General features: G+C 65.4%; 25 protein-coding genes and 1 tRNA gene. 8 read left to right on the top strand and 18 right to left on the bottom strand.

Annotated features, from left to right (window positions below):
* Positions 1–421: 421 nt before the first annotated feature.
* On the bottom strand, positions 422–1,357 hold the full coding sequence (locus tag DDF70_RS09500; protein WP_114944632.1) for a GGDEF domain-containing protein: 936 nt from the start codon (positions 1,355–1,357) through the stop codon (positions 422–424).
* Between the two features lie 280 nt (positions 1,358–1,637).
* Here DDF70_RS09500 and DDF70_RS09495 point away from each other — a divergent pair, with 280 nt between their 5' ends.
* Complete coding sequence (locus tag DDF70_RS09495) at positions 1,638–2,621, top strand: cytochrome c oxidase assembly protein (protein ID WP_162820313.1); 984 nt, start codon at positions 1,638–1,640, stop codon at positions 2,619–2,621.
* A 13-nt stretch (positions 2,622–2,634) separates the two neighbouring features.
* Here the strand turns inward: DDF70_RS09495 and DDF70_RS09490 are convergent, their stop codons facing one another.
* From DDF70_RS09490 to DDF70_RS09470, 5 genes are read right to left on the bottom strand one after another with little or no spacing between them, the layout of a single operon-like run.
* Positions 2,635–3,342, bottom strand: a complete 708-nt coding sequence (locus DDF70_RS09490) for an ABC transporter permease (RefSeq protein WP_245435430.1) — start codon at positions 3,340–3,342, stop codon at positions 2,635–2,637.
* A gap of 2 nt (positions 3,343–3,344) precedes the next feature.
* Positions 3,345–3,782, bottom strand: coding sequence for a YqaA family protein (locus DDF70_RS09485; protein ID WP_114944630.1), 438 nt, complete (start codon positions 3,780–3,782; stop codon positions 3,345–3,347).
* 58 nt (positions 3,783–3,840) lie between these two features.
* Positions 3,841–4,512 carry a transmembrane anchor protein gene (locus DDF70_RS09480; RefSeq protein WP_114944629.1) on the bottom strand — a complete coding sequence of 224 codons (672 nt, stop codon included), beginning with the start codon at positions 4,510–4,512 and terminating at the stop codon, positions 3,841–3,843.
* A gap of 31 nt (positions 4,513–4,543) precedes the next feature.
* Positions 4,544–5,296, bottom strand: a complete 753-nt coding sequence (locus tag DDF70_RS09475; RefSeq protein ID WP_245435429.1) for a HupE/UreJ family protein — start codon at positions 5,294–5,296, stop codon at positions 4,544–4,546.
* A 56-nt stretch (positions 5,297–5,352) separates the two neighbouring features.
* A complete protein-coding gene (locus tag DDF70_RS09470; RefSeq protein ID WP_114944628.1) occupies positions 5,353–5,736 on the bottom strand; it encodes a hypothetical protein in 384 nt (127 codons plus the stop codon).
* Between the two features lie 271 nt (positions 5,737–6,007).
* On the opposite strand from DDF70_RS09470, the gene DDF70_RS09465 reads away from it, so the two are divergent.
* Positions 6,008–6,223 (top strand): hypothetical protein, encoded by a 216-nt coding sequence (locus tag DDF70_RS09465; protein ID WP_114944627.1) that lies wholly within the window; start codon positions 6,008–6,010, stop codon positions 6,221–6,223.
* Here the strand turns inward: DDF70_RS09465 and DDF70_RS09460 are convergent.
* Complete coding sequence (locus DDF70_RS09460; RefSeq protein ID WP_114944626.1) at positions 6,212–7,540, bottom strand: MFS transporter; 1,329 nt, start codon at positions 7,538–7,540, stop codon at positions 6,212–6,214. The two genes, DDF70_RS09465 and DDF70_RS09460, sit on opposite strands and share 12 nt — an antisense overlap.
* A gap of 112 nt (positions 7,541–7,652) precedes the next feature.
* Here DDF70_RS09460 and DDF70_RS09455 point away from each other — a divergent pair, with 112 nt between their 5' ends.
* From DDF70_RS09455 to DDF70_RS09445, 3 genes are read left to right on the top strand one after another with little or no spacing between them, the layout of a single operon-like run.
* Positions 7,653–7,919 carry a metal-sensing transcriptional repressor gene (locus DDF70_RS09455; protein WP_114944625.1) on the top strand — a complete coding sequence of 89 codons (267 nt, stop codon included), beginning with the start codon at positions 7,653–7,655 and terminating at the stop codon, positions 7,917–7,919.
* A gap of 7 nt (positions 7,920–7,926) precedes the next feature.
* A complete protein-coding gene (locus DDF70_RS09450) occupies positions 7,927–9,084 on the top strand; it encodes a HoxN/HupN/NixA family nickel/cobalt transporter (protein ID WP_114944624.1) in 1,158 nt (385 codons plus the stop codon).
* Complete coding sequence (locus tag DDF70_RS09445; protein WP_114944623.1) at positions 9,081–9,332, top strand: hypothetical protein; 252 nt, start codon at positions 9,081–9,083, stop codon at positions 9,330–9,332. The genes DDF70_RS09450 and DDF70_RS09445 overlap by 4 nt, the downstream gene beginning before the upstream one ends.
* Before the next feature lie 118 nt (positions 9,333–9,450).
* Here DDF70_RS09445 and DDF70_RS09440 read toward each other — a convergent pair whose 3' ends face one another.
* The 9 genes from DDF70_RS09440 to DDF70_RS09400 all read right to left on the bottom strand — a co-directional run bounded on the left by DDF70_RS09440 (position 9,451) and on the right by DDF70_RS09400 (position 19,629).
* The gene (locus DDF70_RS09440) at positions 9,451–10,749 is read right to left on the bottom strand and encodes an MFS transporter (protein WP_245435428.1); all 1,299 of its coding nucleotides are present in this window, start codon (positions 10,747–10,749) and stop codon (positions 9,451–9,453) included.
* A complete protein-coding gene (locus DDF70_RS09435) occupies positions 10,746–11,666 on the bottom strand; it encodes a DUF1259 domain-containing protein (RefSeq protein ID WP_425374066.1) in 921 nt (306 codons plus the stop codon). The genes DDF70_RS09440 and DDF70_RS09435 overlap by 4 nt, the downstream gene beginning before the upstream one ends.
* 63 nt (positions 11,667–11,729) lie before the next feature.
* Positions 11,730–12,113, bottom strand: coding sequence for a hypothetical protein (locus DDF70_RS09430; protein WP_162820312.1), 384 nt, complete (start codon positions 12,111–12,113; stop codon positions 11,730–11,732).
* The gene (gene chrA / locus DDF70_RS09425) at positions 12,110–13,525 is read right to left on the bottom strand and encodes a chromate efflux transporter (protein ID WP_114944620.1); all 1,416 of its coding nucleotides are present in this window, start codon (positions 13,523–13,525) and stop codon (positions 12,110–12,112) included. Before chrA ends, DDF70_RS09430 begins: the two co-directional genes overlap by 4 nt.
* A 1-nt stretch (position 13,526) precedes the next feature.
* Positions 13,527–14,351, bottom strand: a complete 825-nt coding sequence (locus DDF70_RS09420) for a chromate resistance protein ChrB domain-containing protein (protein WP_114944619.1) — start codon at positions 14,349–14,351, stop codon at positions 13,527–13,529.
* A gap of 280 nt (positions 14,352–14,631) precedes the next feature.
* The gene (locus DDF70_RS09415; protein ID WP_162820311.1) at positions 14,632–15,993 is read right to left on the bottom strand and encodes a hypothetical protein; all 1,362 of its coding nucleotides are present in this window, start codon (positions 15,991–15,993) and stop codon (positions 14,632–14,634) included.
* A 244-nt stretch (positions 15,994–16,237) separates the two neighbouring features.
* Positions 16,238–17,650, bottom strand: coding sequence for a DNA cytosine methyltransferase (locus DDF70_RS09410; RefSeq protein WP_114944617.1), 1,413 nt, complete (start codon positions 17,648–17,650; stop codon positions 16,238–16,240).
* A 192-nt stretch (positions 17,651–17,842) separates the two neighbouring features.
* The gene (locus DDF70_RS09405) at positions 17,843–19,486 is read right to left on the bottom strand and encodes a tyrosine-type recombinase/integrase (RefSeq protein WP_114944616.1); all 1,644 of its coding nucleotides are present in this window, start codon (positions 19,484–19,486) and stop codon (positions 17,843–17,845) included.
* Between the two features lie 67 nt (positions 19,487–19,553).
* Positions 19,554–19,629: transfer RNA gene (locus DDF70_RS09400), tRNA-Glu, on the bottom strand.
* 137 nt (positions 19,630–19,766) lie between these two features.
* Between DDF70_RS09400 and DDF70_RS09395 the strand changes: the two genes are divergently transcribed.
* Both DDF70_RS09395 and rpoH read left to right on the top strand, forming a co-directional pair.
* Positions 19,767–20,723 (top strand): RluA family pseudouridine synthase, encoded by a 957-nt coding sequence (locus DDF70_RS09395; protein ID WP_114944736.1) that lies wholly within the window; start codon positions 19,767–19,769, stop codon positions 20,721–20,723.
* Positions 20,724–20,909: 186 nt separating this feature from the next.
* Complete coding sequence (rpoH, locus tag DDF70_RS09390) at positions 20,910–21,800, top strand: RNA polymerase sigma factor RpoH (RefSeq protein ID WP_114944615.1); 891 nt, start codon at positions 20,910–20,912, stop codon at positions 21,798–21,800.
* 73 nt (positions 21,801–21,873) lie between these two features.
* Here rpoH and DDF70_RS09385 read toward each other — a convergent pair whose 3' ends face one another.
* On the bottom strand, positions 21,874–23,067 hold the full coding sequence (locus DDF70_RS09385; RefSeq protein ID WP_114944614.1) for a histidine kinase: 1,194 nt from the start codon (positions 23,065–23,067) through the stop codon (positions 21,874–21,876).
* A 34-nt stretch (positions 23,068–23,101) separates the two neighbouring features.
* Positions 23,102–24,394 carry an adenylosuccinate synthase gene (locus DDF70_RS09380; RefSeq protein ID WP_114944613.1) on the bottom strand — a complete coding sequence of 431 codons (1,293 nt, stop codon included), beginning with the start codon at positions 24,392–24,394 and terminating at the stop codon, positions 23,102–23,104.
* 1,178 nt (positions 24,395–25,572) lie between these two features.
* On the opposite strand from DDF70_RS09380, the gene DDF70_RS09375 reads away from it, so the two are divergent.
* Positions 25,573–26,736 (top strand): IS110 family RNA-guided transposase, encoded by a 1,164-nt coding sequence (locus DDF70_RS09375; protein ID WP_114944612.1) that lies wholly within the window; start codon positions 25,573–25,575, stop codon positions 26,734–26,736.
* The last annotated feature ends 241 nt before the right edge of the window (positions 26,737–26,977 follow it).

The raw sequence follows: 26,977 nt of genomic DNA, 5'->3' as shown, positions 1-26,977 counted from the left end.
TCGCTTGTCCTTTCAGTCGGCGGGGCCGACAGCGGTGGGGTCAACGGGGAGGCATTGCCTCCCCTTGCCAGCTTGGGGATGAGCCTCGGAGAGGCGATATCACTATGGCTGGCTATCTCATCGTGTCTGCCGGCGGAGAGTGGGACAAGCCATGGAGATACCGATGGTCAAAAAGGCGATGGATGGCAGCCAAGATCGGGCGGATCGCGCCATTGGTGCTGCCTCCCGAGGCATCCTGCCGCTCGACAATCAGTTCCTTGCCGGGCTGATAAGTGGGTCCTGATGGGAGACGTCTACGTGATCTTCGCCTTGGCGGTCCTGGCATGGATGATCACGACCTCCAGCCAGACTTTCCAGAAGGTGTGACATCCCGTGGATGGGCATGAGTGGTGCCGCAGCCATAGACGAGCCGGCGTAGTCCTCAACCTGTCGCGACCCCGATCATAGTGCGGTTCCGCCCCTCGCCCTTGGCGGCGTACAGGGCGCGGTCGGCCCGCCGTAATATCGAACTCCGGTCGTCCCCCGCCAAGGACTCGGCGATCCCAGCACTGAAGGTGCAGGGCAGCCCGGTCCCCTCCCCGTCGAGCCTGGCCGGGGGGAAGCCGTCCCTGATCCGGTCGACGATGGCGGAGGCCTGGCCGGGTCCGGCGCCCGGAAGGACCAACAGGAACTCCTCGCCCCCCATCCGGCCCAGCACGTCCCCGTCCCGCACCCTCTCGCGGCAGACGTCGGCGAAATGCCGAAGGACGGCGTCGCCCGCCTCGTGCCCATGCGCGTCGTTGACCGCCTTGAAACGGTCGATGTCGAGCACGGCGATCGAGAGGCCGGCTCCCGTGGCTGCATCCTCCGCCAGCGCCCCATCGAGCAAATCCAGGATGTGCCGTCTGTTCGGCAGTCCCGTGAGGGGATCGGTCCGGGATGCCTCGAGCGCCGCCTCGTGCGCCTGCCGCAGGGACTTCTCGTTGCGCTTCAGGGCCGTGATGTCGGCCCCGACGGATAGCACCCAGCCGTTCGGAAGCACCGTATGGTCGATCCAGAACCAGCGGCCATCGACCAGGTCGGTCTCGAACGACTTGCGGGGCACGCTCCGTCGCCGCGGCAGCGTCCGGGCGAGGAAGGCCTCCACGTCGTTGCCGTCGATCCGCACGCCGAGCCCGTTTCGGGCCGCATGCCGGACGATGCCGGTGAAGGTGAACGGGCCGTCGTAGTCGCCGAGGAACATGCCCTGGTAGGTCCTGTTGGCGTACCGCAGGTTGTCCTCGGCATCGAAGAGGGAGACCGCCTGCCCGTTTTCCGTGAGGGACTCCACGAGGCACCGGAGGGCCTCGTCATCGAGATCTGGAACGAACTTGGTCATCGGCCCCCGGGCAGGACAGGAAGTAAACACTGGACGCGAAAGGGCTGCCAAACCCCGAACGATCCCTTCCCATGGTCCGAATCGCCCGTCCAGGCCCGATCAGGCGTACCTTCCGGTCCCGATTCCCTCAACCCGGGACCGAGCCATGGGCCTCCCCCTCCGTGCGCGGCAGTCGACGGCTGCGTCCGGCCGCCGCCTTTCGCCCTGGAGCGAGGCGGAAAGGAGAGAACAAAGACTGCGGCCCGACGTTGTCACGGCACCGCTTGCCGAGGGAGGGTGCATGTTCAAGTGCCGGGTTCCACCTTTCAGCCCCACTCCCATGGCCCTCGGCTGTCTTCTCGCGATGCTGTCCGGAAGCGGGTCCGTCGCCGCGGAGGCCGGCGGTCCCATCGACCTTTTCACCCTCTGCCTTGCCAGCCTGCCTGAAGCCAGGCCGGACCGCATCTGGGCCGCGTGGAGCTTCGCTCCCGCGATCGTCATTCCCCTGGCCCTCGCCACGGGGCTGTATGCCCACGGACTGGCGGCGGCGGGCACCGCCTCAGGGACGGACAGGCCGCCCCTTGCCCGGGCCGCCCTCTTCGCGGCCGGGATCGGCTGCCTGGTCGTCGCCCTGATGTCGCCGCTCTGCCGGATGGCCTCGACCCTGGCCTGGGCCCACATGGTCCAACACGTCCTCTTGGTGGTCGGAGCTCCCCTGTTCCTTGCCCTGAGCCATCCCGGCCGAACGCTGCTGGCAGGCCTGCCGCGTGGCCTTCATGCAAGGGTTGCCGCTTTGGGATCCGCCGCGGCGGGGCCGCAGCCGCACGCCTATCTGGTCGTCGGCTTCCTGCTCTATGGCTTCAACATCTGGTTCTGGCATGTTCCGGCCCTCTACGAGGCAGCCCTCCTGAGCACCGGGATGCACCTAGTGATGTACGCCTCGCTCCTGGCGGTCAGCCTGATGTTCTGGCACGCGATCCTCGAGAGCCGCCGGATGCCGGGTGCCGCCGGGTTCGCGGCGGTGTTGCTCTTCTTCACCTTCCTGCACACGGGCGGCCTGGGCATCCTCCTGACCCTGTCGCCCCGGCCCTGGTACCCCCTGATGGCCATGCGCGGTGCCGCTTGGGGCATCCTACCGCTCGACGACCAGCGGCTTGCAGGGCTCATCATGTGGGTTCCTATGGGGGGCATCTACGTTGTGGTCGCGCTGGCTCTCGTGGCACGCCTCATCAGAACCTCCGGACAGATTCCGGTGGAGCGGCAATTCCGGGCCAAGGGCCCTTGAGGCCGCCCGCCGATCAGAACCAGATTTCCCTGATGCCGATGGCAACAAGCGCCACTCCGGTCAATCCTTCCAGCCATTGTGACAGCCGCTCGATGGAAGCCCCATGGTCTGCCACCTTGCGCATGAACCAACCGCGGGCCAGCACGACCAGCGCGGCGACCGCCGCGAGGGTCAGGCCGACGCCCAGGAACATCGAGAGCGCGAACGTCAGCCCGGCCTCCGGAACGCCGCGGGCCAAGGCGAGGAACATGGCGAACAGCGTCAGGGGACACGGGACAAGCCCGGCGACGACGCCGACCATGACCCCTTCATGATGGGCATGCTCCCGTCCCTTGAATGCACGAACGAGGAACCACAGGCCGACCAGCCCCAGCAGGCCCCGGCTCAGGCCCTCGAGGACCGGGGACTGCCCGGCCCCGCCAAGGGTGCGCGTGATCAGCGGGGCGGCGGTGAGCGCGATGATCACGGCCGAGCCGACGTGCGTCAGGGCGAGCGCCCCGGCGACGCCGACACCACGGAGGACCGCCAGGCGCGAGCCGACCAGGTACGAGGCGAGGACCGTCTTGCCATGGCCGGGCGTGAGCGCATGAACGGCGCCGAACGCGATTCCGAGCGGCAGGATGAGGAACAGGGCCGCCCAGTCGCGGGTCGCCGCGAAGGCGTTCAGGTCCGCGCTGATGGATTGGCGGATCCAGCCCTGGACCGCGATCAGGAACTCCATGCCTACATCCAGCCCAGCGTGAGTGCCGCGACCACCAGGTAGCGGGCCGTCTTGGCCACCACCACCAGGGCCAGGAATACCGGGAAAGGCTCGCGCAGGACACCCGCCACGATGGTGAGCGGGTCGCCGATGATCGGTGCCCATGACAGGAGCAGAGTCCAGCGGCCGTAGCGGTGATACCACTTCTCCGCCTTGGCGACCTGCTCCCTGGTGACCGGGAACCAGCGTCGGCCCTCGAAATGCGCGATGAAGCGGCCCAGGTACCAGTTCACGCAGGAACCCAGGATGTTGCCGAGGCTCGCGGCCAGAACCAGCAGCCCGACCTGGTAGTGCTCGGCCATCAGCATGCCGAGCAGGACCACCTCCGACTGAAACGGGAAGATCGTCGCCGACAGGAAGGCCGTCCCTGCCAGTCCGAGGTATTCAAGCCAGTGTTCCATGGGATGTCCGTGACAGGTTCCCTGCGCGTCCCAGGAGGAGACGCGCAGGGATGCCCGCTTACTTCGCCTGCTTGAGGCTGCCGAATTCCCCGGTCGCCGTCAGCTTGACCGTGACCGGGGCCGAACCACGGTTGCGCCAGAACCAGCCGTGGCCGCCGTCGAAGCCTGCCGTGAGCTCGCCCTCATCGCCGGGAACGCCGCGCCCCTTGGAGTAGGAGACCTCCTTGCCGCCCGGGGCTGCGCCGTGGGTGTCGTGGTTGACGGTGCCGCCCTCGACCTTCCAGGAATAGGTCAGCTTGGCACCCTGCTTCATGTCGGCCTTCACCTCAGTGCCCTCGCCGGGCTGGAGCGTGACCGAGATCTCCTGCGTCTTGGCCGCCGGGGTCTGGGCCTGTGCCGAACCGATCACGAGCTGGGCGAAGATGGAGCCGAGCAAACTCGACCGCTGCTCCGGGGCCGGCGTGGCCGGTGCCACCGGAGCGGCAGGCGTCTGGCCGGCCTGGTCCTTGACCCGGTCGGCCTCGGCTTCCTCCGCCAACTGGGTCTTGATCTCGCCCATCTCGGTGAGGCCCAGCGCCCGTCCGGCACCCGTCGGGTCAATGCCGTACTCGGACGGCAGGACGACGGTGACGAGGAGCGCCGCAGCGACCCCGGCGGCGATGAGGGTGGAGCGCACGAGCTGGGCCGAGGACGGGAGCTGGGCGCGGGTTGGCATGTCGGTGTTGTACATCGATAGGTTCCTTGGGTTTCGTTCAGAAGGATCAGGCGGCAGGTGTTGCGACGAAATAGCCCGTGAGCTGCATGCCGATCAGCACGAAGCCGGCGCTCATCATCGCGACGTTGGCGGTGTAGGCGTGGCGGAAGAAGCCGTCGGTGCGGCGCCAGTAGCCCATCAGGATCAGGATCGCGGACAAGGCGAGAAGCTGGCCGATCTCCACCCCGACGTTGAAGGCGAGCAGGTTCGGCAGCAGCCCGTCGGGCGACACGTCGTATTCCTGGATCTTCGCCGCGAGGCCGAAGCCGTGGAACAGGCCGAAGATCAGGGTTGCCAGCTTGGTGTTGGGCTGGAACCCGAACCAGCGCTGGAAGGCACCGAGGTTGTCGAGTGCCTTGTAGACGACTGAGAAGCCGATGATGGCGTCGATCAGGTAGGCGCTGACGCTGACCCCGTAGAGCACGCCGAAGATCATCGTCACCGAGTGGCCGATCGCGAACAGGCTGACGTAGAGCCCGATGTCCTTGGCCCGGTAGAGGAAGAAGATCACCCCGAGCAGGAACAGGATGTGGTCGTAGCCGGTCACCATGTGCTTGGCGCCGAGATAGACGAAGGGGATCAGGTGAACCCCGGTGATCTCCTGGATGTAGCCCTTGTCGCCTGCGGCGACGGCATGGGCGAGCGCCTCCAGGCTGGAGAGCGAGAGCATCAGGAGGGCTGCGGCGAGCGCGAGGAAGAAGGCGGTCGGCGGGCGCACGGCAGGCGGCCACGACCAGCCTCCGGGAAGAGGTCTGTGCATAGGAAATGTCCATAATTCGTTCGTCGGGAATGGCCGCGGTCACGCGGCCAGCATGTTCAGGCGACGAATAACGGACATGGTGGCCGGTCGAGCCGGAACGAGAGATGGGACGGCGGACGGCCCTCCTCCCACTGGCGCAGGAGCTTGCCGTCCGGAGCCTTCAAGGATGCCGGCGCAGCCGCGAGCCCCATCGTGACGTGGGAGTGGTCCTTGTGCTCGGAGCCGTGGCCGTGCCGATGGTCAGGCGGGTCCACATCGTCGTCATGGCTGTGCCCGTGCCCGATCTCATCCGGGGCATCTGCGGGCGCTAGGCTGTCCATGATCTGGGCTGAGCCGACCTCATGCATCGGTGGCGCCCCGCGCAGGAACGGCAACGCGCTCAGCATCACCGCGAGGGCGATGATGAGGCGAAGGCCATTCAGGAGGGACGCTTTGGTCATGAAGAGGATTTAAGATCGCGGTGTTGATTGGCGGTTAACGGACACAAGGAACAGGACACCCTGAGTTAGGACGCGGTCCGCCTGATGCAAGTCGCACGGCCTAGGTGTGCATCATGGCATTCCTGAGACAGGCGACGTGTCTCTCTCCATCCGCTGCCTCGCCGCGAAGTGATTCCCGCTCGGCGGCAACATGGATTATCCTGCGATCCGCGCTTAACGGGCCATGCACGCCCGGCTGGAGAAATCGTCCAACCAGGGGAGAAGCCGTGACATGACCGACCGACACGACGACCTCAAGCGCATCCTTGCCGAAGGCATGGAGCGGGAGGCGGGTCTCACGAACACCCTCAGACGGGTCATGGATCGGTACCCGGACGCGACGGCGGCGGAGATCGCCGATGCCATGCGCCCGGTCAACGAGGAGGCCTCCGATGGCCGACGACCAAGCAGCCCTTATGCCATGCGCCACCATGGCTCACCGCGATGACGGCCAGCGGCGGTGAAGGTCGTCGATCGTGAACGCATGGGCGTGGCCGTGGCCCCGATGTTCCCGCAGGTGCGGATGGTCCGGTGGCAGGTCGGGATGGGCATGGGCGATCTCCTCGGGATCGTCCGCAGGCCAGAGCCAAGCCGCTAGGATGAAGCCGACCAGGGTCACCAAGCCGAGCGCCCCCAGGGTTACGGGAATGCCGACCTCGCGTCCGAGCCAGCCGGCCAGTGGATAGGTCAGGAGCCAGCAGGCATGCGAGAGCGCGAACTGCGCCGCGAAGAGAGCCGGGCGATCCTCGGCTTGGGCCGAACGGCGCAAAAGGCGTCCGGTCGGAGTCTGCGTGGCCGAGTAGCCGATCCCGAGCACGGTCCAGATGACGAGCAGGTCGATCCAATCGATCCCGCCGCGCCAAGTCGCCGCGGCGAAGATGACGAGCACCGCCCCGAGCAGGCCAGCGGCCGGCAGCATCACCGATCGATCGGGCATCTTGTCGAGCAGGCGCGGCAGCAGGAGCGCCGCCACCATCGAGCCGCCGCCGAAGCAGCCGAGCGCCACCGCGACGTCGTTCTCCGGCAGCCCCAGTACGCCGCGGACGATGACGACGGTGTTGACGATCACCATGGCCCCCGCCGCCGCGACGGAGAGGTTGAGGGCGAGAAGGCCGCGCAGGCGGGGCGTCTTGAGATAGATGCGCAATCCGCGCGTGGTCTTGTCGTAGATCCCGCCTTTCCGCTCGGACCGGGCCGGCTGCGGCAGCCGGACGGAAAGGACGAGAGCGGCCGAGCACAGGAATCCGACCACCGTGCCGCCGAACAGCCAGTGAAAGCTGATCACTGTCAGAAGGGCAGCCGCCAGCGCCGGGCTGAGCAGGCTCTCCATGTCATAGGCCAATCGGGAAAGAGAGAGCGCCCGGGTGTAGTCCCTCTCCTCCGGCAGGACGTCGGGGATGGTGGCCTGGAAGGTCGGCGTGAACGCCGCCGAGGCCGATTGCAGCAGGAAGATCAGGACGTAGATCTGCCAGACCTCGGTGATGAACGGCAGCAGCAGCGCGATCGCCGCGCGTACGAGATCCATGGACACCAGGAAGGCGCGGCGCGGGAGCTGGTTGGCGAAGGCACCGACGACGGGCGCCACGCCGACATAGGCGACCATCTTGATGGCCAGCGCGGTGCCGAGAACCACGCCCGCGTCCGCCCCGGCGAGCTCGAAGGCCAGCAGGCCGAGCGCGACCGTCAGCAGGCCGGTGCCGGCGAGCGCGATGACCTGGGCCGCGAACAGGTGGCGATAGGTGCGGTTGGCGAGAACGTCGAGCATGGGTGATCCCTGACCGGATTGAATGTGCGGGGCCGCGACCTTGGAACGCGGCGAAGGCCTGCCAAGCAGCAACCCGCTTGCCTTATCCCCTCCAGGGGGATAGGACATCCGCATGATCCATGCAAGCCATCCCGACATCATCGCCCGCCTCAAGCGGGCCCACGGCCACCTCGCCTCCGTCATCCAGATGATCGAGGTGGGCCGCCCCTGCGTCGATCTCGCCCAGCAGCTCCATGCGGTGGAGAAGGCGATTTCCAACGCCAAGCGCGAGCTGATCCAGGACCACATCGACCACTGCCTGGAGGATGTCGCCGGCCAGAACGGCCGCGGGACGAAGGCCGCGCTCGCCGAGTTCAAGACCCTGACCAAGTACCTTTGAGACCCCGATGCCCGATATTGCCCAAATCCTTCAGTCCGGGGGCAACGGCTGGCTGTACCTTCCCTTTGCCGTCCTGCTCGGTGCCCTGCATGGGCTGGAACCCGGCCACTCCAAGACCATGATGGCCGCCTACATCGTGGCCATCCGCGGCACCATCGGGCAGGCCATCCTGCTCGGCGTCTGTGCCGCCCTCTCCCACTCGCTGATCGTCTGGATCGTGGCCATGCTCGGCCTGTCGCTCGGCAAGGAAATCCTGAACTCGCATTTCGAGGCCTGGCTGCTGATCGCCTCGGGCGTGATCATCCTCGGCATCGCCGCCTGGATGCTCTGGCGCACGGGCCAGAGCCTGGGCTGGTTCCGCCGTCACCCTCATGGGCACCATCACCATGGCCATGGGCACCATGATCACGACAGTCACCATCATCATGACGAGGTGAGGACCATCGACACGGGCCATGGCGTCGTGGAGCTCTCGATCTTCGAGGACGGCGTGCCGCCCCGCTGGCGGCTGCGCGCCGTGAGTGGCAACCCATGGAAGGCCGAGGACGTGCTGGTCACGACCGAGCGCGAGGACGGCTCGGGCGAGCGGTTCCGGTTCGTCGAGCGGGACGGCTACCTCGAATCCGCAGGCGAGATCCCTGAGCCGCATGAGTTCACGGCCCGGCTCCGTCTGGCGCACGGCGACCACGCCCACACCTACAAGGTGACCTTTGCCGAGCACGATCATGGGCATGAGCACAATCACGATCATGCCGAGCACGACGAGGACGCCCACGAGCGTGAGCACGCCGAGCAGATCGCCCGCCAGCTTGCAGCCAACGGCGGCAACGTCACCACGGCCCAGATCGCGCTGTTCGGCATCACCGGTGGCCTGATCCCCTGCCCGGCCTCGATCACCGTGCTGCTGATCTGCCTTCAGCTCGGCCAGTTCACCCTCGGCGCCGCGACGGTGGCCGCCTTCAGCCTGGGGCTGGCGATCACAATGGTGTCCATCGGCGTCGCGGCCGCCTGGGGCGTGCATCACGCCTCCAAGCGGATCAACCTGTCGGACCGACTGTTGCGGCGCCTGCCGCTGGCCTCGGCCGGCCTCGTGGGGGTGCTCGGCGCGATCATGCTGGTGCAGGGCGTCATCGACCTCGCAGCCCCGGCGACGGCCCTGTCATGACGGATGCGGTCAGCCGTCGCCATCCTCTGCCGTCAGCCCGCAAGCTGGCCGGCTCGGTTGCCCTTGCCGCCGCGTCCGCCGCCGCGATCCTGATCCTGCTCGTCCTCCCTGCCGAGTACGAGATCGATCCGACCGGGTTCGGGCGGCTGATCGGCCTCGTTCCGACCGACGAGGAGAGGGCAAGGGCCCTGACCTTCGACCCGCCGATGATCCCCGAGGCGCCGGCACCCCCCCGCCCCACCCGCTGAGGGAAGCGCCGGAACGCTCAGTCGGTAAGCACGTAGGCCATGCCGAGCACCCAGGCGACGGCCAGTGCGGCCACGACGAGGTCTGCCGCCAGCAACAACCGTGTGGTCAACACGCTCATCAGCGTTCCTCCGGCGGCTTGATGGCCGAGAACTGCCATAGCAGCGTCAGGTCGTACGCCGCCTTCAGGGTGCCGGCGAGCACGAGCGGCCAGCCGAAGGGTGACACCGTCAGCAGCCAGCCGGACAGGAGCGGGGCAACGGCTGAGGCCAGGCTCCGGGGCACGGCCGTCACGCTCGCGGCCGCCGGCCGCTCCTCCGGCGTGACTACCGCCATGACGTAGGAGGACCGGGTCGGGACATCCATCTGGGACAGCAGGCTGCGCAGGATCAGGAGCCCGAACGCCATCCAGATCGTCGGCGCGAAGGCGGTCAGCACCAGGAAGACGCTCGACGGCAGGTGGGTGAACACCATGGTGTTGATCAGCCCGAACCGCTTGGCCAGCGGCACCGCCGCGAAATACGACACGGCGGAGCACAGGCTGGTGACGAAGAAGATCGCCCCGATGGTGGCGACGCCGATGCCGAACCGCTCGCTGAGCCAGATCGTGAGCAACGCGTTGATGACCAGCCCGCCGCCGAAGGCGTCGACCGAGAACAGGGCCGCCAAGCGGTAGACGATCCCGCGCGAGGGACCCAGCGGCGCCGGCGGGTTGTCGGTGCCCGCCTCGACCTGAGGTGAAAGGTGGCGGTAGAGCAGGAACGTGAGCAGCCCGATGCCGCCGTACAGGCCGAACAAGGCGGTCACCATGGTCGATGGCGCAACGACCGGAGCAACCCAATCGACGGAACCCACCGAGAGTGCTCCCAAGGCGCCGAAGAAGGCCCCGACGAAACTGTAGCGGGCGAACGCCGCCGTCCGGTTCTCGTCGGCGACGACATGCGAAAGGACGGTGTGCTCGAGGGGCAGGAAGACGCTGACGTCGCCGCCGGACGGATTGAGCGTGCCGACAAAGGCGATCACGAGCAGCGGCCAGAAAGCCTCGATCCCGGCGAACCCGAGCCCGGTCGCCGCCATCAGGAGGCCCGCGGCCAGCAGGGCCCGGCGCCGCTGGACGCGGTAGGCCACCATCCCGAGGGCGAGCGTCAACAGGGCCGAGCCGAGCAATGACGCGGTCGAGATCAGGCCGACCCCGAAGGCATCGTAGCCGAGCCGCGAGAGATGCACGGGCAGTAGGATCGCAACGTAGCCGTCGCCGAACGCCCGCAGCGACCGCGCCACGAGAACCCGCCTGATGTCGGGCGGGAGTCCCTTGCGGGGCAGGATTCGGGAGCCTGTCCCGGGAACGGTCCTGCCGCCTGCTCCCGGCTCCGCATCCCCGGGCTTCCGGAGCATGGTCCCCGGCGCGATGCCGCTCACCCCTTGGCCACCTTCACCTGGTCAAGCGCGGCCCGCAGCCCCTTGGCCAGCTTCTGCGCATCGTCGTTGGCCCAGAAGTGCATGAAGAACAGGCGCGGCTCGTCGTTGAGCATGTGGTTGTGGAGCGCCGTCACCTCGATGCTATTCGATTGCAGGGCCTTGATGACCGGGTTCACCTCGTCCGCCGTGAGCACGAAGTCCCCCGTGATCGCGGCCTTGCCGGATCCGGTCGGCTGGAAGTTGATGGCGATGGCCGAGCCCATCGCCTCCGGCACCTCCATGCCGCTGTCCTTGACCGCCTCCGCCCGGGGCACGCTCACCTGATACACGCCCCCGTTCATCTTGCCCTTGCGTCCGAGCGCCTGATCGATGGCGGCCGTATCGAGGTCCGGTGCCGATCCGGTCGACGCGGTCGTCGTCGCCTGCGCGGCCGCCTGCGGCGAGATGCCTGCGGTCTCGGCCCCGAACGGCGTCTTGCTCGCGTTGAGCGCCTCCCGCAGGGTCGTGGCCAGCTTGCCCGGATCACCGTGGCCGTGGACGTGCATGTACATCGTGGCCGGCGAGGCGCGCAGGAGGTGATTGTGGAGCGCCGTGATCTCCACCCCGCCCTGCTCCAGGCGGGCCAGCACCGGGTTGATCTCCTCCTGGGTCAGGACGAGATCGCCCATGACCATCACCTCGTTGCCCATCGGCTTGAACGCGAGCCACGAGCCGAGGGCCAGGGCCGGCTTGATCCCCACGCCATCAAGGGTGACCTCGAGGTCGGTCCGCGGCAGGCCCACGCGGTACACGCCGCCGGGCATCTCTGCGCCCTGCTTGCCGAGGCCGCTGGCGATGGCCTGCTGCCATTCCTCGGCACCCAGCGCAGGCGTGCCGACAAGTAGTCCAAGAACCGCAACACTGGTCAGGATCCGCATCATACTCTCCCTGTGTCGCCCCCGTTTCTCCCGCTCCTGGGCGGCTGGTGCCCCGGCAGGCTCTCACTGCCGCTTCTGCGGCTTCTGAAGGATTCCCTCCTCGGGCAGGGCCGGCTCGTACCGGAGCTGAACCTTCGTGCCGGAGTTCCAGACCTCGTAGCAGCGCGGCTCGTCGGGCGGTCGGTTCAGGCACAGCTCGTCCTTGTCCACCTTCCAGGTTCCCGTGCCCGCCTTTCCCATCGCCACGGACTTCAGGTGGCCGCCCTTCTCGAAGACGTAGGCCCAATGAATTTCGTCGGTCAGCTCCATGCCGATGAAGCGGGAAGCGATCTCGCGCCCCTTCATCCGATGGTACGCGTCGGCAGCGTCCCTTCCCTGCGCCAGAGCCCAGCCCGGCAGAAGCATCATCGCAATGACGAGGATAGGGAGTTCCGTTCCTGGCCTCATGCGATCACCCCGAGCAGGTAGAGAACGATGCCCGCGGCCGAGCAGGCGGCAAGCGTCGGGATCATGCCGGCCTTGAACCGGAACATGGCGATCACCGCCGCCGCCGAGAGCAGCAGCGCCCAGGGATCGACGCTCGCAAGCACGGGGGCATCGAAGGACAGGCCGAGGCTCCGGACGGGCCACGTCTCACGGAACACCGTGTGGATCGCGAACCAGACCGCGAGGTTCAACACCACGCCGACCACGGCCGCCGTGATGGCGGACAGGGCGCCGTGCAAGGCCTGGTTGCCCCTCAGCGCCTCGATGAACGGGGCGCCCAGGAAGATGAACAGGAAGCACGGCACGAAGGTCACCCAGGTGGCGAGCAGTCCCCCGAGCACCCCTGCGGTGAGCGGCGACAGCAAACCGGGATCGCGGAACGCGCCCATGAAGCCGACGAACTGGAGCACCATGATCAGCGGACCTGGCGTGGTCTCGGCCATGCCGAGGCCGTCGAGCATCTCGCCGGGCTGGAGCCAGTGGTAGTTCTCGACCGCCTGCTGGGCGACGTAAGCCAGGACCGCGTAGGCGCCGCCGAAGGTCACGACCGCCATGGTCGAGAAGAAGGTGGCAATCCGGCTGAACACGTTGTCGGGGCCGAGCGTCACCAGCAGCAGCGCGACGGGCACCAGCCACAGGGCAAGGCAGACCGCGGAGACCCACAGGGCCCGGGCGACTGTCGGGCGGGCGTGCTCGGGCAGCTCCTCGCCCAGCAAGGCATCGGCATCCGCAACCTGCTTGCCGTCCTTGGCGGCGCCGTGCCCGCCCCCGACCTGGAAGGCCGGGATCCCGGCCCGTCCGCCGAAGAACCCGATGATGCCGGCCGTGAGGACGATGACCGGGAACGGCACGCCGAGGAAGAAGATCGCGACGAAGGCGGCCGCCGCGAGGCCGACCATGATCCGGTTCTTGAGGGACTTCGACCCGATCCGCACCACCGCCTGGAGCACGACAGCGAGCACCGCGGCCTTGAGGCCGAAGAACAGGGCCGAGACGATGCCGACCTTGCCGAACAGGGCGTAGACGATGCTGAGCGCCATGATCGAGATCACGCCCGGCACGACGAACAGCACGCCGGCGATGAGGCCGCCGAGGGTGCGGTGCATGAGCCAGCCGATGTAGGTGGCAAGCTGCTGCGCCTCGGGGCCGGGCAGGAGCATGCAGTAGTTCAGGGCGTGCAGGAAACGGTTCTCGCCGATCCAGCGCTTCTCCTCGACAATGATCCGGTGCATGACCGCGATCTGGCCGGCGGGGCCGCCGAAGCTGAGCATCGCGACGCGTGCCCAGACCCGGAAAGCTTCGGCGAGGCTCACGCCATGGGATGCTTTCACGGTGCCTCCGTGCGCCTTCGCGATCGTCGCTGTGTCCGTCATGTCAGGCTCCGGGCTTTCTCACAGGCCAGTTGTGGGTCTCGTCGGTGGCATCCCGGCACCAACGGTAGAAGGCGTCGTACAGTGCCATCCCGGCCTCGAGCTGCTCGAGGTCGTCGGCGTACATGCGCGACAGCCCGAGCGAGGCCGCCAGCAGGCCCGAGGCCTCAGGCACCAGATCGGGCCGGGCCGTGTCGGCGCCGCGCACGATGGCGGCGAGCCGCAGGAGCGGTTCCGTCGCGAGGCCGAACTCCTCGACCATGGTGTCGAAGGTGCATTTCTCGCCGCGATGGCTCCAGAACACGTCATCGCCCTCGATGTCGAACGCGGCGGCCCCGAAGCGCTGGGCCACGGTCGGGACCTCGGATGGGGCGACGAACAGGAACACGGCCTGCGGGTCGACGAAGCGGCGGATCAGCCAGGGACAGGCGATCCGGTCGACCTTGGGGCGGGCCCGCGTCACCCAGACGGTGCGTCCCTGGGCATCGCGGGGCGGCAGCACGGCCTCCGGCACCATCGGGAGGCCGGCCTGCGCCCATGCAAGGGCACCGCCCTCGAGTGAATCGGCCGGAATGCCCTCGTGCCGGAGCCAGGCGGCGACACCCTGGCTGATCTTCAGCCCCTTCTGGCAGATGACGATGACGGAGCGACCCGTGAACTCCTTGGCCCACTCGGAGGCCTGGGACCACGGGCGGCGAACGGCACCCGCGATCAGGCGCGGGTCGGCGGCGAAGTCCTCGTCGGTCTGGACATCGATGAGGACCGGGCACTTGGGCGTGCCGATCAGGCGGGCGAGCTTGTCGATGGAAATGGCGTTGATTGACGGCATGATGACGCGTCCTTGCTGAAGGAGAGCTGGACGCGATTCTTGGGCCTGGCGCCTCGTGAGGGGATCGCAGCCCCCATGCACCGATTAAAGAACTCCGCCTTCAGCCTGTCAATCCATTCGACGCTGACCGCTGATCTCGCTCCCTCGGAACACGCGCTGAGGGAGTGGGAAGGGCCTCTTCCTCATCACCATCATCTATCTATTGATATGGGAAATCGGGACACGATCCTAAATATGATTACCTTTCAGCGAGTTATCATGGCATGGTGTGTCACATCCCTCAGAACGGGATGTCATCTTGCACTTCGAGCGCCTTCGCAAACGTTGGTTCGGGCCTGAGAAGGTGGCCATCAGCAGGCGTCCACTGCCCAGCCTCCTCAGCCAAGGCTAGCTGTCTGCACGCCACTACGGCAGCCTTGGGATCCATCCTGTCGTCGTTTTCCCAAAGCGCTTCAATAATCGCTCGGAGCATGTCGATCCGGGTCCGGGCACTCTCATCGACATGATCCAGGTAATGCGTGACGCGCAGGGCCGTGTCCAAGGCATCTGGTGCCGGCCTTCCCCAGTACCCATCCTCTGTAAGCAAGTGAATGCTGTTCACTAGCCTATGTAGAGGCCCGTACAGATAACGCCGCCCATCATTCCATCGCGGATCGATGAGATGCGAAGCCTTGCGGCGCATCTGCTCCAGCATCCCGTCCCGGGAATACTCGGGCTGAGAGAAGCGCCACGCGATATCCAGCAATGGCTGAGGATCAATCACCAGCCTATGGGCATGGATGAAGCGTGCGAGAGGGTGAAACGGCAGGCGCTCCTGTGCCGCAATCCGGAGCATCATCATGACGTCTTGGATTTCAGGTGAGGCCCAGAACGAGCCTCCAACTGGACGCTCTGGAAGCGCATCGATCGGGTACAAGAGGCCTGGCGCTGCCTCCGCCGCAGCGAGCGCTGCGTTCGCCTGCCCAGGCTTCCAGCGGCGTCCCCGTTGAACGGCAGCGAGCGTGGAGGACGGGACGATGTTGAATCCTAAACGAGCCGTCTCGATCTCGGACAACGCATCCCTGATGCGCTTCCGGTGCTGCCGGCCAGTTGCTTCATTGGTTGACCTGGGCCAGATCCGGCCAGCGAGATCGTCCAAGCTGACCACAGTACTTGATTCCCGAGGCAGCATCGCCTCCAGGGTCTTGAGAACCTGAAGAGCCACAGAACGGAGAGGTGCCTTCCGCCGATCCCGGACTGGAGCAACGTCTTCCCGGGCGAGAAGACGCCCGGCCTTGCTTTTCGATACCCCCATAGCACTAGCAACGCGGCGGGTCGTCGGTCGCTTCCCCTCCCTTCGAACCTCGTCGGCAGCCCATGTCGATAATCGCTGTTCGGTTAATCGCTGGTCCCGCGTCGACTTCGGCGGCGCTCGATGCGGCTTGTAGTTCTTCGATACATACTGAGCCACGCTGCGCGCTGTTGCGGCGACGTGGGAGGGTTCTATCTCCTCCCTTTCTGGATGCTTTGCGAGCCAAGCCTGGAGTTGCTGGTTACACCAAGCCTCTAGCGCATTCTTTTCACGACCAGATTCGCCGCATGTCCTTGCATGCGCATAAGTGCGTTTCCGGAGCCACTCGAAGGCTTCCAGGTTGATACTCACGGCGTCCCCCTCACTGGCCTATGCCAACCATGACGATCCTTCACTACGACCCGTCGCCAATGATTGCTTGGAGCAGGGCTCTCTTTGAGGGGAATGCCGAACCGCGCGAGGGTCAAGCCCTGCGCCTGAGATGAGTTATTCCTATTGATATGGGAAAACGGGACACATCCGAATAATTAGTGTCCCGTCAATGGGTTGGTGCGCTCCGGCCTGTCACACAGGGTCTGTCACGGCATGACTTGCGCTACCTATTGGGATCCGCATCGCACTCCGCGTAAAGACGCAATGCACCGCGGAGATTCGACTTCCTTGTCGTACCCAAAACCTTGAACTCGGGGACCGTTTCAAGGAACGACAGTGCCGCGTCGACGTCTAGGAACGTACGCTGCCCTACAAGCTGCTGAACAGCCTTGAACTCCGAGAGAACCTGTTTCCGCCGATCCTCGTCCATCGGCTTGTTCCTCCGGAGCCAAGTCACGAAGGGTTTCGGTACTTTCATATCGATCACGGCCGGCCGCTCGCCTTTGGAATGAGCCATGATGCATTTCCCAATTGCCTCGGCGAGCGGCGGAGGAACGGCGTTTGCCAAAGCCTGCATTTTGTTCGACTCCGACTTGCCAGGCGACCAGTCCCACTTTGAAGGAAAGCCTCCAATGAGTGAGAGCTGCTCAAAGGTCGGAATCGGTAGCTTGTCCAAATCAATGACGTCATTGGCCTTCGGCCGGTAGCTTGCCCCAGGACGCTCGCGGACTCCATGTGAGATCGTTGGAGCAGGCTGATCCGCTCGCCGCGTTCCGGCGCTGCTCATCCCGCCTGGCATAAGCCAAAAGAGACGACAGGTTTCCTGAAGCGCTGTCTCATCAAGCGTATCCAGCACACGGATATCTGCTTCCCTCAGCGCATATCCGGCATCGCCAGTACTGCGCCTGAACGTGGAAGTGATCGATGGTGCTGGCTCAGCCGAGGACCACAGCGAACGTCGCTCTCCCTCGTTGTGACCACGGCGAAAATAGACTCGGCCGAAATCCGGGCCGAGGACATCGGCAACGGTCATCTGCTTGGGAGATTTTGCTGCGTCGAGATGATCAAGGAGCCAGCCATCTGCTTCGCCGAGACATCCCGCCAGGATCAGCCTTTTACGCGATTGGCCGACGCCATAGTACGATGCGTCCAAGACCCTCTCCGTCAATCCATATCCGGCGTTTCGAAGGATTGCCGTGATGCGGTTGAAGATGCCGTAACGCCTGAGACCCTGCACGTTCTCCATGACGAAGTACCTGGGCTTCACCAATGCCACAATGTAGGCAAACGCATCAGTGAGCTTGGCACGCTCGTCTTCTTCCCCTTTCCGCTGCCCTGCCGAGGACCACGGCTGGCAGGGAGGGCCACCGACGATGACGTCCGGAGCCAACTCCAAGATTTCTGGGATGATGGAGAGAATGTCTCCGAGTTCTGGGGATTCTCCGTCAAACCGCCCTAGGTTGGCTTGACGAGCCTTCTTGTACCCGTTCACCTTGCGAAGCAGGGATCCCAGGTTTGCTTCGTGGATATCGAGTGCGGGCTGCCAATAGTCGTAGCCTCTTATGATAGCGAATCCCGCGCGCTTGAAGCCCAGCGACATCCCACCTGCGCCGCAGAAAAGTTCAACCAGTCTCATCAGTCAGCCCGTTAAGTAGTGAAGAGCCCTCACTATGCTCAGGGTCTGTGCGACCTGGGCTTCGAGGGCAGTGAAGGGGTTTCATTGTGGATCAGGCGTAACCCTGACCTTCCGCACAGGACTTGGAATCCTGTTCCCGCGGAGGACGGTAGTACGGTTCAGGACCAGCCCACCCGTTGTTCAGGAACGGCACTAGGTTCCAATTGCAGATGCCTTCCGGGGACGACCTATCTTCCTGGCAGGCATTGGCGAGAACGGTGCGTAGTATGGTGAGAGGTCAAGACCTTCTGGCAGGGGCACTGTGGCAAGAGTTCGGATCTCGTCGACACGAAGAGACTTGGAGCCATATGTGGCACCGACATCCTTGTGAGCATGTCCAAGTTGGATGTCGATCGTTCGAAGGTCCACTTTTTGCGACCTGAGCCAGTCCTTGCAGCCATGCCGAAGGCTGTGAAACGTTTGGCCGCGCGCTTCGTGGATCCCAAGCTCCTTCATGGTACGTGCCATGCGCTTCGAGGCTGTTGCATGGGGTCGTACGGCACGCGATAGCTGCGGCCACAAGGTACCGGAACGAAGGCCAGCAACCCACTCGAGGAAGCCAGTGCCGAGAATCGCGTCAGGAAGTGCTATCACGCGCCGGCTACCGTCATTCTTGATCTGTCGTTCCTCAACCTCCCCATCCTCGCCCTCAATGTCCTCGACGAGACTGAGAGTCCAGTGAGACTGGAATGGCTGCACATCCGCAACTTGAAGGCCCACGAGCTCTCCCAAGCGCGCACCTGTCAGCACCCCAAGCAAAGGAATGAAGCGATCATCAGGGCGCCTTTCCCTTGCTGCCCGGGCGAGAAAGATATTGAGCTTTTCAACGTCAAGCCCCTCGCGCGTGACCGGGCGGGCCGCCGAGCGGGGCAATGTGATGGGCACATCTTCGTGTCCAAGCGCGCGTACATGATCCGGATACGTCGCCCGGATCACTTTCCAGACATGGCGGAATTCAGCCAAGTATTCTGATACAGTTGTCTTCGAAATGGGCTTCAGGTCACGGATCGATTTGGCCCTCTCGATGATGTCCAACGGCTGCAAGTCTCGGAGCCGCTTGTCCGTATTCCAAGTTGAAGGGAGGCGTCCAAGGACTGCTGTGAAGGTTTGGAGATCGCTGGGAACATAGGCGTCGACAGCCTTGTCACCGATGATTGCAACGAAGGTTCGAACGGCACGCTGGAGCCGCGCGATATATCCCGACCCCTCTCCAAGAGCGTCACTCTTGGTCTTGATGATCTCGGCGGCACAGACACTGAGGAGAGGCAAGTCCTCTGCAACTTTGCCTTTCAGGGTCGCAAGGCGGTCAACTGTTCGATCATATATTGCACGCTCTTGGTGCCATTCCTCACCGTCTTTCCTGATCTCGGCTCCAATGATGTCGAGGCGGGCACGGGCGGAACGGATGGCATCGCGATGCGCTATGTGCTTAGCCTCAGCGGCCTTGAAGATCTGGATGATCTCCGGATCACCTGATCCGTGCTCGGCCTCCTCACGCCATTGGGTGTTGGCAGTCAAACTCTTGAGACCCGCCCCCCACTCCTCCCGGCGAAGGGCCTCAAGCTGCGCAGCTACGGCGGCTAGTCCCCGGGACACCAATTCCCTCGACACGTCCCTACTCTCCATTCTGGTAACGGCATAGCCTGCAAGGATGCAGGCACGACGCCGTGCCTCGGCCGCAGGTATACGGCCAAGTTTGATCCGGAAGGGTGTAGCACTGAAACGGTCAAGGAATCGTTGAGGTGGGGTGATTTGAAAAACGTAGCCTGAGGCTCTCTGCCAGAGGTATCGCGGCATGTGTAGAATCCTGTGTAGCCACAGGGTTCTCAGAAGCTAAAACGCAGCGATTTCAACAGCTTACCTTTGGCGCTCCCTAGGGGACTCGAACCCCTGTTTTCGCCGTGAGAGGGCGACGTCCTAGACCGCTAGACGAAGGGAGCTAGCAAGGTGGAGGCCGCTCGTATAACCACCCTTCGGAATCCCTTCAAGTCCTTTTGCTGAAAAAAGCGAACGGCCCAGGTAAAACGAGGATGCGGTGAACGAAGCGACGCGCCAGGAATGGCTCTTGGAAGACGATATGCCGGCCGAACGGCTGGACCGGGTATTGGCGCGCCTTCAGGTCGATCTGTCGCGAAGCCGACTGCAGGCGCTCATTCGCGACGGACAGGTTGCGGTCGACGGCGCGCTGGTGCTCGACCCTAACCGGAAGGTCGGCGGCGGCGCCCGGATCGCCCTGACGGTACCGCCGGCCGTTCCGGCCGAGCCGGCCGGCGAGGCGATCGATCTCACCATCGTATACGAGGACGCCGACGTGATCGTCATCGACAAGCCGGCGGGTCTCGTGGTGCATCCGGCCGCGGGTCACGATTCCGGCACGTTGGTGAACGCCCTCATCGCCCATTGCGGGGAGAGCCTGTCGGGGATCGGCGGCGTGAAGCGGCCCGGCATCGTCCACCGCCTCGACAAGGACACGTCGGGTCTCCTGGTGGTCGCCAAGAACGATCTCGCCCACCAGGCGCTGGCGGCGCAATTCGCCGACCATGGCCGGACCGGCCCCCTGGAGCGTGCCTATCTGGCGATCCTCTGGGGCGTGCCGGAACGGCGCCGGGGAACCGTGGAGGCGGCGCTTGCCCGCAGCACGCACAACCGCGAGAAGATCGTCGTAGTGGGCGAGGACCGCGGCCGCTATGCGATCACCCATTACGAGGTTCTGGAAGGCCTGCCGCCGGCGCAACCCATTGCGAGCCTGGTTCGATGCGAGCTGGAGACGGGGCGCACCCATCAGATCCGGGTCCACATGGCCCATCTCGGCCATCCGCTTCTCGGAGACGCGACCTATGGCTCCGGCTTCAAGACCAAGGCGAACCGGCTCTCGGAGCCGCAGAAGGAGGCGTTGCGCGCCCTTGGCCGGCAGACCCTGCATGCCGCGATCCTCGGCTTCGAGCATCCGCGCAGCGGGGAATTCCTGCGCTTCGAGAGCCCCCTGCCCCCGGATATGGCCGGGCTTCTCCAAGCCTTGCGAACGGAGATTTAGCGTCAATCCGTCGCAAAATCAGGTCACGCTGGCACCCTTGCGAGCCTGGAGCGTTCACCACGTCTTGAAGCCTGACGCCTCTATTCTGACACGGTGAAACCGCTTATATAGGGGGAAGGGTGGCCGGCCATGGAGGGGGCCGCCCCAGGCTTGCCTCGTGGTGAGGGAGCCAAAGGAGGAGAAAAGATGGCTACAGCGCTTCCGGTGCTTGCCAATGAAGGGGGCCTTTCGCGCTATCTCGACGAAATCCGTCGCTTCCCCATGCTTGAGCCGCATGAGGAATACATGCTCGCCAAACGTTGGCGCGAGCATGGAGATCGCGAAGCGGCCCATAAGCTCGTGACATCACATCTGCGCCTCGTCGCCAAGATCGCCATGGGCTATCGCGGCTACGGTCTGCCGATCGGCGAGGTCGTGTCGGAAGGCAATGTCGGCCTCATGCAGGCCGTCAAACGCTTCGAACCCGATAAGGGCTTCCGTCTCGCCACATATGCCATGTGGTGGATCAAGGCGGCCATTCAAGAGTACATTCTGCGATCCTGGTCCCTCGTGAAGATGGGGACCACGGCGAACCAGAAGAAACTGTTCTTCAACCTGCGCAAGGCGAAGGGCCGCATCTCCGCGTTCGAGGAAGGCGATCTCCGTCCCGAGCACGTGAAGCAGATCGCCACGCAGCTCGGCGTGACCGAGCAGGACGTGGTGGATATGAACCGCCGTCTCGGCGGCGACGCTTCCCTCAATGCGCCTTTGCGCGATGAAGGCGAAGGCGGCGGCGAATGGCAGGACTGGCTGGTCGACAACGGCCAGAGCCAGGAGCAGGTGCTCGTCGAAGAGGAGGAAGGCCAGAACCGGCTGTCCGCTCTGCGCTCGGCGCTCTCCGTGCTCAATCCGCGCGAGCGCCGCATCTTCGAGGCGCGCCGTCTCTCGGACGATCCGATCACCCTCGAGGAACTCTCCACCGAGTTCGGCGTGTCCCGCGAACGGGTCCGTCAGATCGAGGTCCGGGCATTCGAGAAGATCCAGGAAGCGGTCAAGAAGAACCTGACCCAGATCGAGACTTCGTCGGCCGACGCTTAAGCCCGGCCGATCTCGGTACCATTAAAAAAGCCGCGCTGGATGCGCGGCTTTTTTGCTGTCGCGATGGGACGGCCTATTGCCACTGATTGAAGGCATCGTTGAGGATCTGGGTGCCGGAGCCGCCCTTCTCGAAGCTCAGGATCGCCCGTTGGCCGGAGGCCATCCGGACCGGCAGGTCGATCCAGTTGCGGCGCACGAACAGCTGGGTGTTGCGCGCCACATCGACTTGCAGATTCGAAAGGCCGATCAGGAACAGGTTCTCGCGCACCGGCACAGGCAGCCCGGCCACGGGGGTTCCACGGGCGGCTTCCTCGTCCTTGAACTGCAGCAATCCCACATCCCGGATGACGCGATTGGCGTCACCCTGACGGGTGGTGAAGGTGAGTTCGACCGTGTGCGAAGCGGGCAGCGTCGTGTCGAGGTTGCGCCTCAGCACCATGCGCATGGTCAGTCCGGCGTCAGGCACCTCGATCAGCGCGTTGACTGCTTTCTCGAGCGGCTGGCCCTGACCGGGATTCACGTCTTCGAGACGCCACGTGACGCGCCCGACCAGCGCCTTGGGCGCCTGCGGATTGGTCGGGTCCTCCTCGTAGAAGACCGCGCGCTGCACCGCGCCCGCCTCCTGGCGGGGCGCCGTGACGGGAGCGGTCGCGGGAGGAGCCTGACCGCCGACGCGCTCGTTGATCTTGGCATCGGCGGGCGGAGCCGACGGCTGCGGCGCCTCGGCGACAGGAGCTTCGGGAGTGAGGTCCTCGGGCCTGTCGCGCCACAGGAACGCGAAGGCCGCGATGGCAGCGATCACGAGCGCCAGCACCGATCCGAAGATGATGGTCCGCGTCCGTCCCTTGCTCTGCATGGCCGGATGGGGACGGCTGTCGACCTTGGGGCGCGCCACCGCGGGCTCGGGATAGGTCTCTTCGGCTGCCGTCTCCGCGGAGGCCCGGGGAGCCGGCGCGCGCAGGCCGTGGACCGAGCCTGCGCCCCGTGAGCCTGATGAGGCCGGCTGATCGTCCACCAGCATGTTCGAGAATGCGTCGGCATCGAAGCCGGCCGGAGGTGCAGCGTAATCCGCCTCGACGCGGGTGATGGCCTCGTCGAGGGATCGGCCCTCCTGCTGGATCTCCGCCTCGGAGAGCGGCGGATTGAGGGAGCGCAGCTGCCCGATCAGAGCCGTGCGGGCGCGCTCGTAGACGGCGCGCCGCTTATCGGGGGTCTGCTCGGGCAAGCCTTCGACGGCTCGGGCGATGAGAGGGTAATAATCTGCCATTTCGCTTTGGGAATGACCCGCCGTGGCTCCGTCGTCAACCCTCAAAGGGGTTCTTCATCAGGATTGTGTCGTCACGCTCCGGCGAGGTGGAGAGCACGGCGACGGGCGCCCCGATCAGTTCCTCGATGCGGCGGACATATTTGATGGCCTGGGCCGGCAGGTCGGCCCAGGAGCGCGCCCCTGCGGTCGACCCGCTCCAGCCCTCGATCTCTTCATAGATCGGCTCGACGCGCGCCTGAGCGCCCTGGCTGGCGGGGAAGTAGTCGATCGTCTCGCCATCGAGCTTGTAGCCGACGCCGATCTTGATCGTCTCGAAACCGTCGAGGATGTCGAGCTTGGTGAGCGCGATGCCGTCGATGCCGGAGGTGCGCACCGTCTGGCGAACGAGCGTGGCATCGAACCAGCCGCAGCGGCGCTTGCGGCCCGTCACCACGCCGAACTCCTTGCCCTTCTGGCCGATCAGCTCGCCGGTCTCGTCGAACAGCTCGGTCGGGAACGGCCCCTCGCCCACGCGGGTCGTATAGGCCTTGGCGATCCCGAGCACGTATCCGACACCGCCCGGGCCGAGGCCCGAGCCGGTCGCCGCCTGTCCGGCCACCGTGTTGGACGAGGTGACGAAGGGATAGGTGCCGTGATCCACATCGAGCAGCGCGCCCTGCGCGCCCTCGAACAGGATGCGCTTGCCGGCCCGGCGCTCGTCGTCGAGCAGGCGCCATACCGCATCCATGTAGGGCAGCACCTTCGGCGCGACGGAGGCGAGCTCCTCGTAGATCGTGTCCGCGCCGAACTCATCGAGGCCGAACCCGCGGCGGAGCGCATTGTGATGGGTGAGCAGCCGCTCGATCTTCTCCGGCAGGGTCGAGAGATCGGCGAGGTCCATGAGGCGGATGGCGCGGCGGCCGACCTTGTCCTCGTAGGCTGGACCGATGCCGCGCTTGGTGGTGCCGATCTTCGTGCCGGCGCTGCCGCTTTCGCGCAGCGCATCGAGTTCGCGGTGGATGGAGAGAATCAGCGTGGCGTTCTCGGCGACGCGAAGGTTGTCGCGGGTGATCGAGACGCCCTGCTCGCCAAGCCGCTCCACCTCGCTCGCCAGCGCATGCGGATCGAGCACGACGCCGTTGCCGATAACCGAGAGCTTGCCCGGACGCACCACGCCGGAGGGCAGCAGCGACAGCTTGTAGACCTTGTCGCCGATCACGAGGGTATGGCCGGCATTGTGCCCGCCCTGGAACCGCACGACTACGTCCGCCTGTTCGGACAACCAATCGACGATCTTGCCCTTGCCTTCGTCGCCCCACTGGGCGCCCACGACAACCACGTTCGCCATCGTTCAAGCCTCACATAAAAAAACCCCGGCGCAAGGCCAGGGTTGGGTCAAAAACCTTGCAAACCCTCATGGTGGATCGCGCGCCTCAGGTCAAGGCGGAATGAGCCTCGATCCCGCGATCATAGGGGACCCGGGCGGCGGGAATGTGGTTGCCCGGCGCATCGATAGGGCGTCTGTGACCGGCAGCCGGATGGGAGCGGGGCGATTTCTCTCGGCATGTGGTTTGGCCGAGCCTTGGCTCCGTGGTCCATCCGGGTCGGATGCCGGCTATCGCACCGGCACCGGCGCCTTGTCATTCCCGCGCAGGCGGGAACCCAGAACCGCGACGTCTCGAGACAGGGCGAGCCGCGTCGCGTCTCCTGCTGCATCATCAGCGGTTCTGGGTCCCGGGTTCCGCTGCGCGGCCCCGGGATGACGGTGGATGTGTCTCTGTCAAAGAGCCAGCACCTGTGGGCCCGCAGCTTGCGCTGCGAGCCGTCAGGGTTCGAGGGTGGCGCGTCGGGCAGCCCGGCTCGCTACTGGTGTGTTGATGGAAGAGCCGGACGGCCGCTTCGCGCACGGTTCTTTTAGGCGTTTAGACTTGGACCAGCACACGGCTGCCAAGGGCCTCCTGGCGCCGGCTGCGTGACCGGCGGACAGGACCGTGCCTGCTCCCACAACTTGCGACGCCTCGCGAAGCGCGCCCCTCGTCAGGAGCAGATCTGGGCAATGATATAGCTAAGGTTGCACGGCCTGTCAAGAACAAAGTGAGAACACAACAGTGATCTCACCCACCACGTCATCACCGGCCTCGTGCCGGTGATCCCGATCCGAAGAGCGCCGCGCGTCAAACAATCGNAACAGTGATCTCACCCACCACGTCATCACCGGCCTCGTGCCGGTGATCCCGATCCGAAGAGCGCCGCGCGTCAAACAATCGGGATGGCCGGCACAAGGCCGGCCATGACGGGGAGAGGATGGAAGCGGAACGCTCATCTCCTATCCCACAGCCCTCATCCTGAGGAGCAGCGCAGCGGCGTCTCGAAGGATCGTCCAGAGAACACTGGAGACGCCCTCGTGCCCGGACATCGTCCGGGGCCTCGAGACGCTTCGCTCCTAAGAGATCCTATGGGGGTGGATAGCGGTCCACTCTCTGGCAGAGTGAGGTTGCGATATCCACTCACGCTGGAGACCAACCGATGTCCGTTGAGCCCCGATTTGAGCAAACCGCTATCCGCACCCATCTTGGCGCAATCTTCGTCTCACTGGAACTCAGTCGTTCGGTCTGGCTGATCACGTCCCTGTCGCCCGGGGCCGGGGAGACAATGTCCAAGCACAGCGTGCGCGGCGGCGATGTGGCCGGCCTGCTGACGCGGCTTGCTCAGTTGCAGGAGAAAGCGCGCACTCGAACCGGTCAGCTATTTCCGATCATTGTCATCCAGGAGGCGGGTCTGGATGGGTTCTGGATCCATCGCGTGCTGGAGAGCGAGGGGATCGAGAGCCATGTGGTCGATCCCGCCTCGATTGCGGTCTCGCGCCGCTGCCGGCGGGCCAAGACCGACAAGATCGACGGCGAGGCCCTGGTGCGCACGCTGCTGGCCTACAAGCGTGGGGAGCCGCGGGTGTGTGCGATGGTCCGGGCTCCCACGCCTGAGCAGGAGGATCGGCGCCGCATCAGCCGCGAGCGCAAGACGCTCACGGCCGAGCGCGTTCAGCACGTCAACCGGATCAAGGGCCTGCTGTTCGCGCAGGGGATCGGCGACTATGAGCCCCTGCACCGCGACCGCAGAACACGGCTCGAGGCGCTCACGACCGGTGATGGCCGGCCGCTGCCAGTGCACCTGAAGACCCAGATCAGCCGCGAACTCGATCGGCTGGAGCTGCTGCTGGAACAGATCAAGGCGGTGGAAGCCGAGCGGGACCAGCTGCTTGCCTCTGCCCATGAGGAGGCCGGCGCCGTGCCACCGGGGCGACTGCTTCCCCTGAAAGGCATCGGTCAGGAAGCCGCCGCTGTTCTGTGGGCGGAGGGCCTGTTCCGCACCTTCGCCAATCGCCGGCAGGTGGCGGCCTATGCGGGCCTGGCCCCCACCCCCTGGAAGAGCGGATCGATTGATCGCGAGCAAGGCGTGTCGAAGGCCGGCAACCCACGCCTGCGCACCACCATGATCCAGCTCGCCTGGTTGTGGCTGCGCCATCAGCCCGCCTCAGCCCTGAGCCAGTGGTTCCAGGAGCGTGTCCGGCGCAACGGCGGGCGCCTGAAGAAGCCGATGATCGTGGCGCTGGCCCGCAAACTTCTCGTCGCGCTGTGGAAGTATGTGACCGCTGGGGTGATCATCGAGGGTGCCGTGATGAGGTCTGCGTAAGGCACGGCACGACTGAGTGGATGTGCTTCGCTGGACCCTGATCAGGTCCGGCGGATCCAGGAGGACGGACCGATGTGCAATAGGGCTTGGCATGCCGCACTACAGAAGGGTCCCGTCGCCTGAGCCCTCGTCCGCTGCAAGCGGGATGATGGTGCGGCTGCGTGCGCGCAGCGACCGGATGTGAGTGGGAGCTGGCGCTGGACACGGGCCAGATCATGCAACGGGCTCAGACCTTGGATGT

The organism is Microvirga calopogonii (assembly GCF_003347665.1).
Lineage (GTDB): Bacteria > Pseudomonadota > Alphaproteobacteria > Rhizobiales > Beijerinckiaceae > Microvirga > Microvirga calopogonii.
The sequence above is the reverse complement of the archived record's forward strand: the minus strand, read 5'-3'. Positions and strand labels throughout refer to the sequence as shown.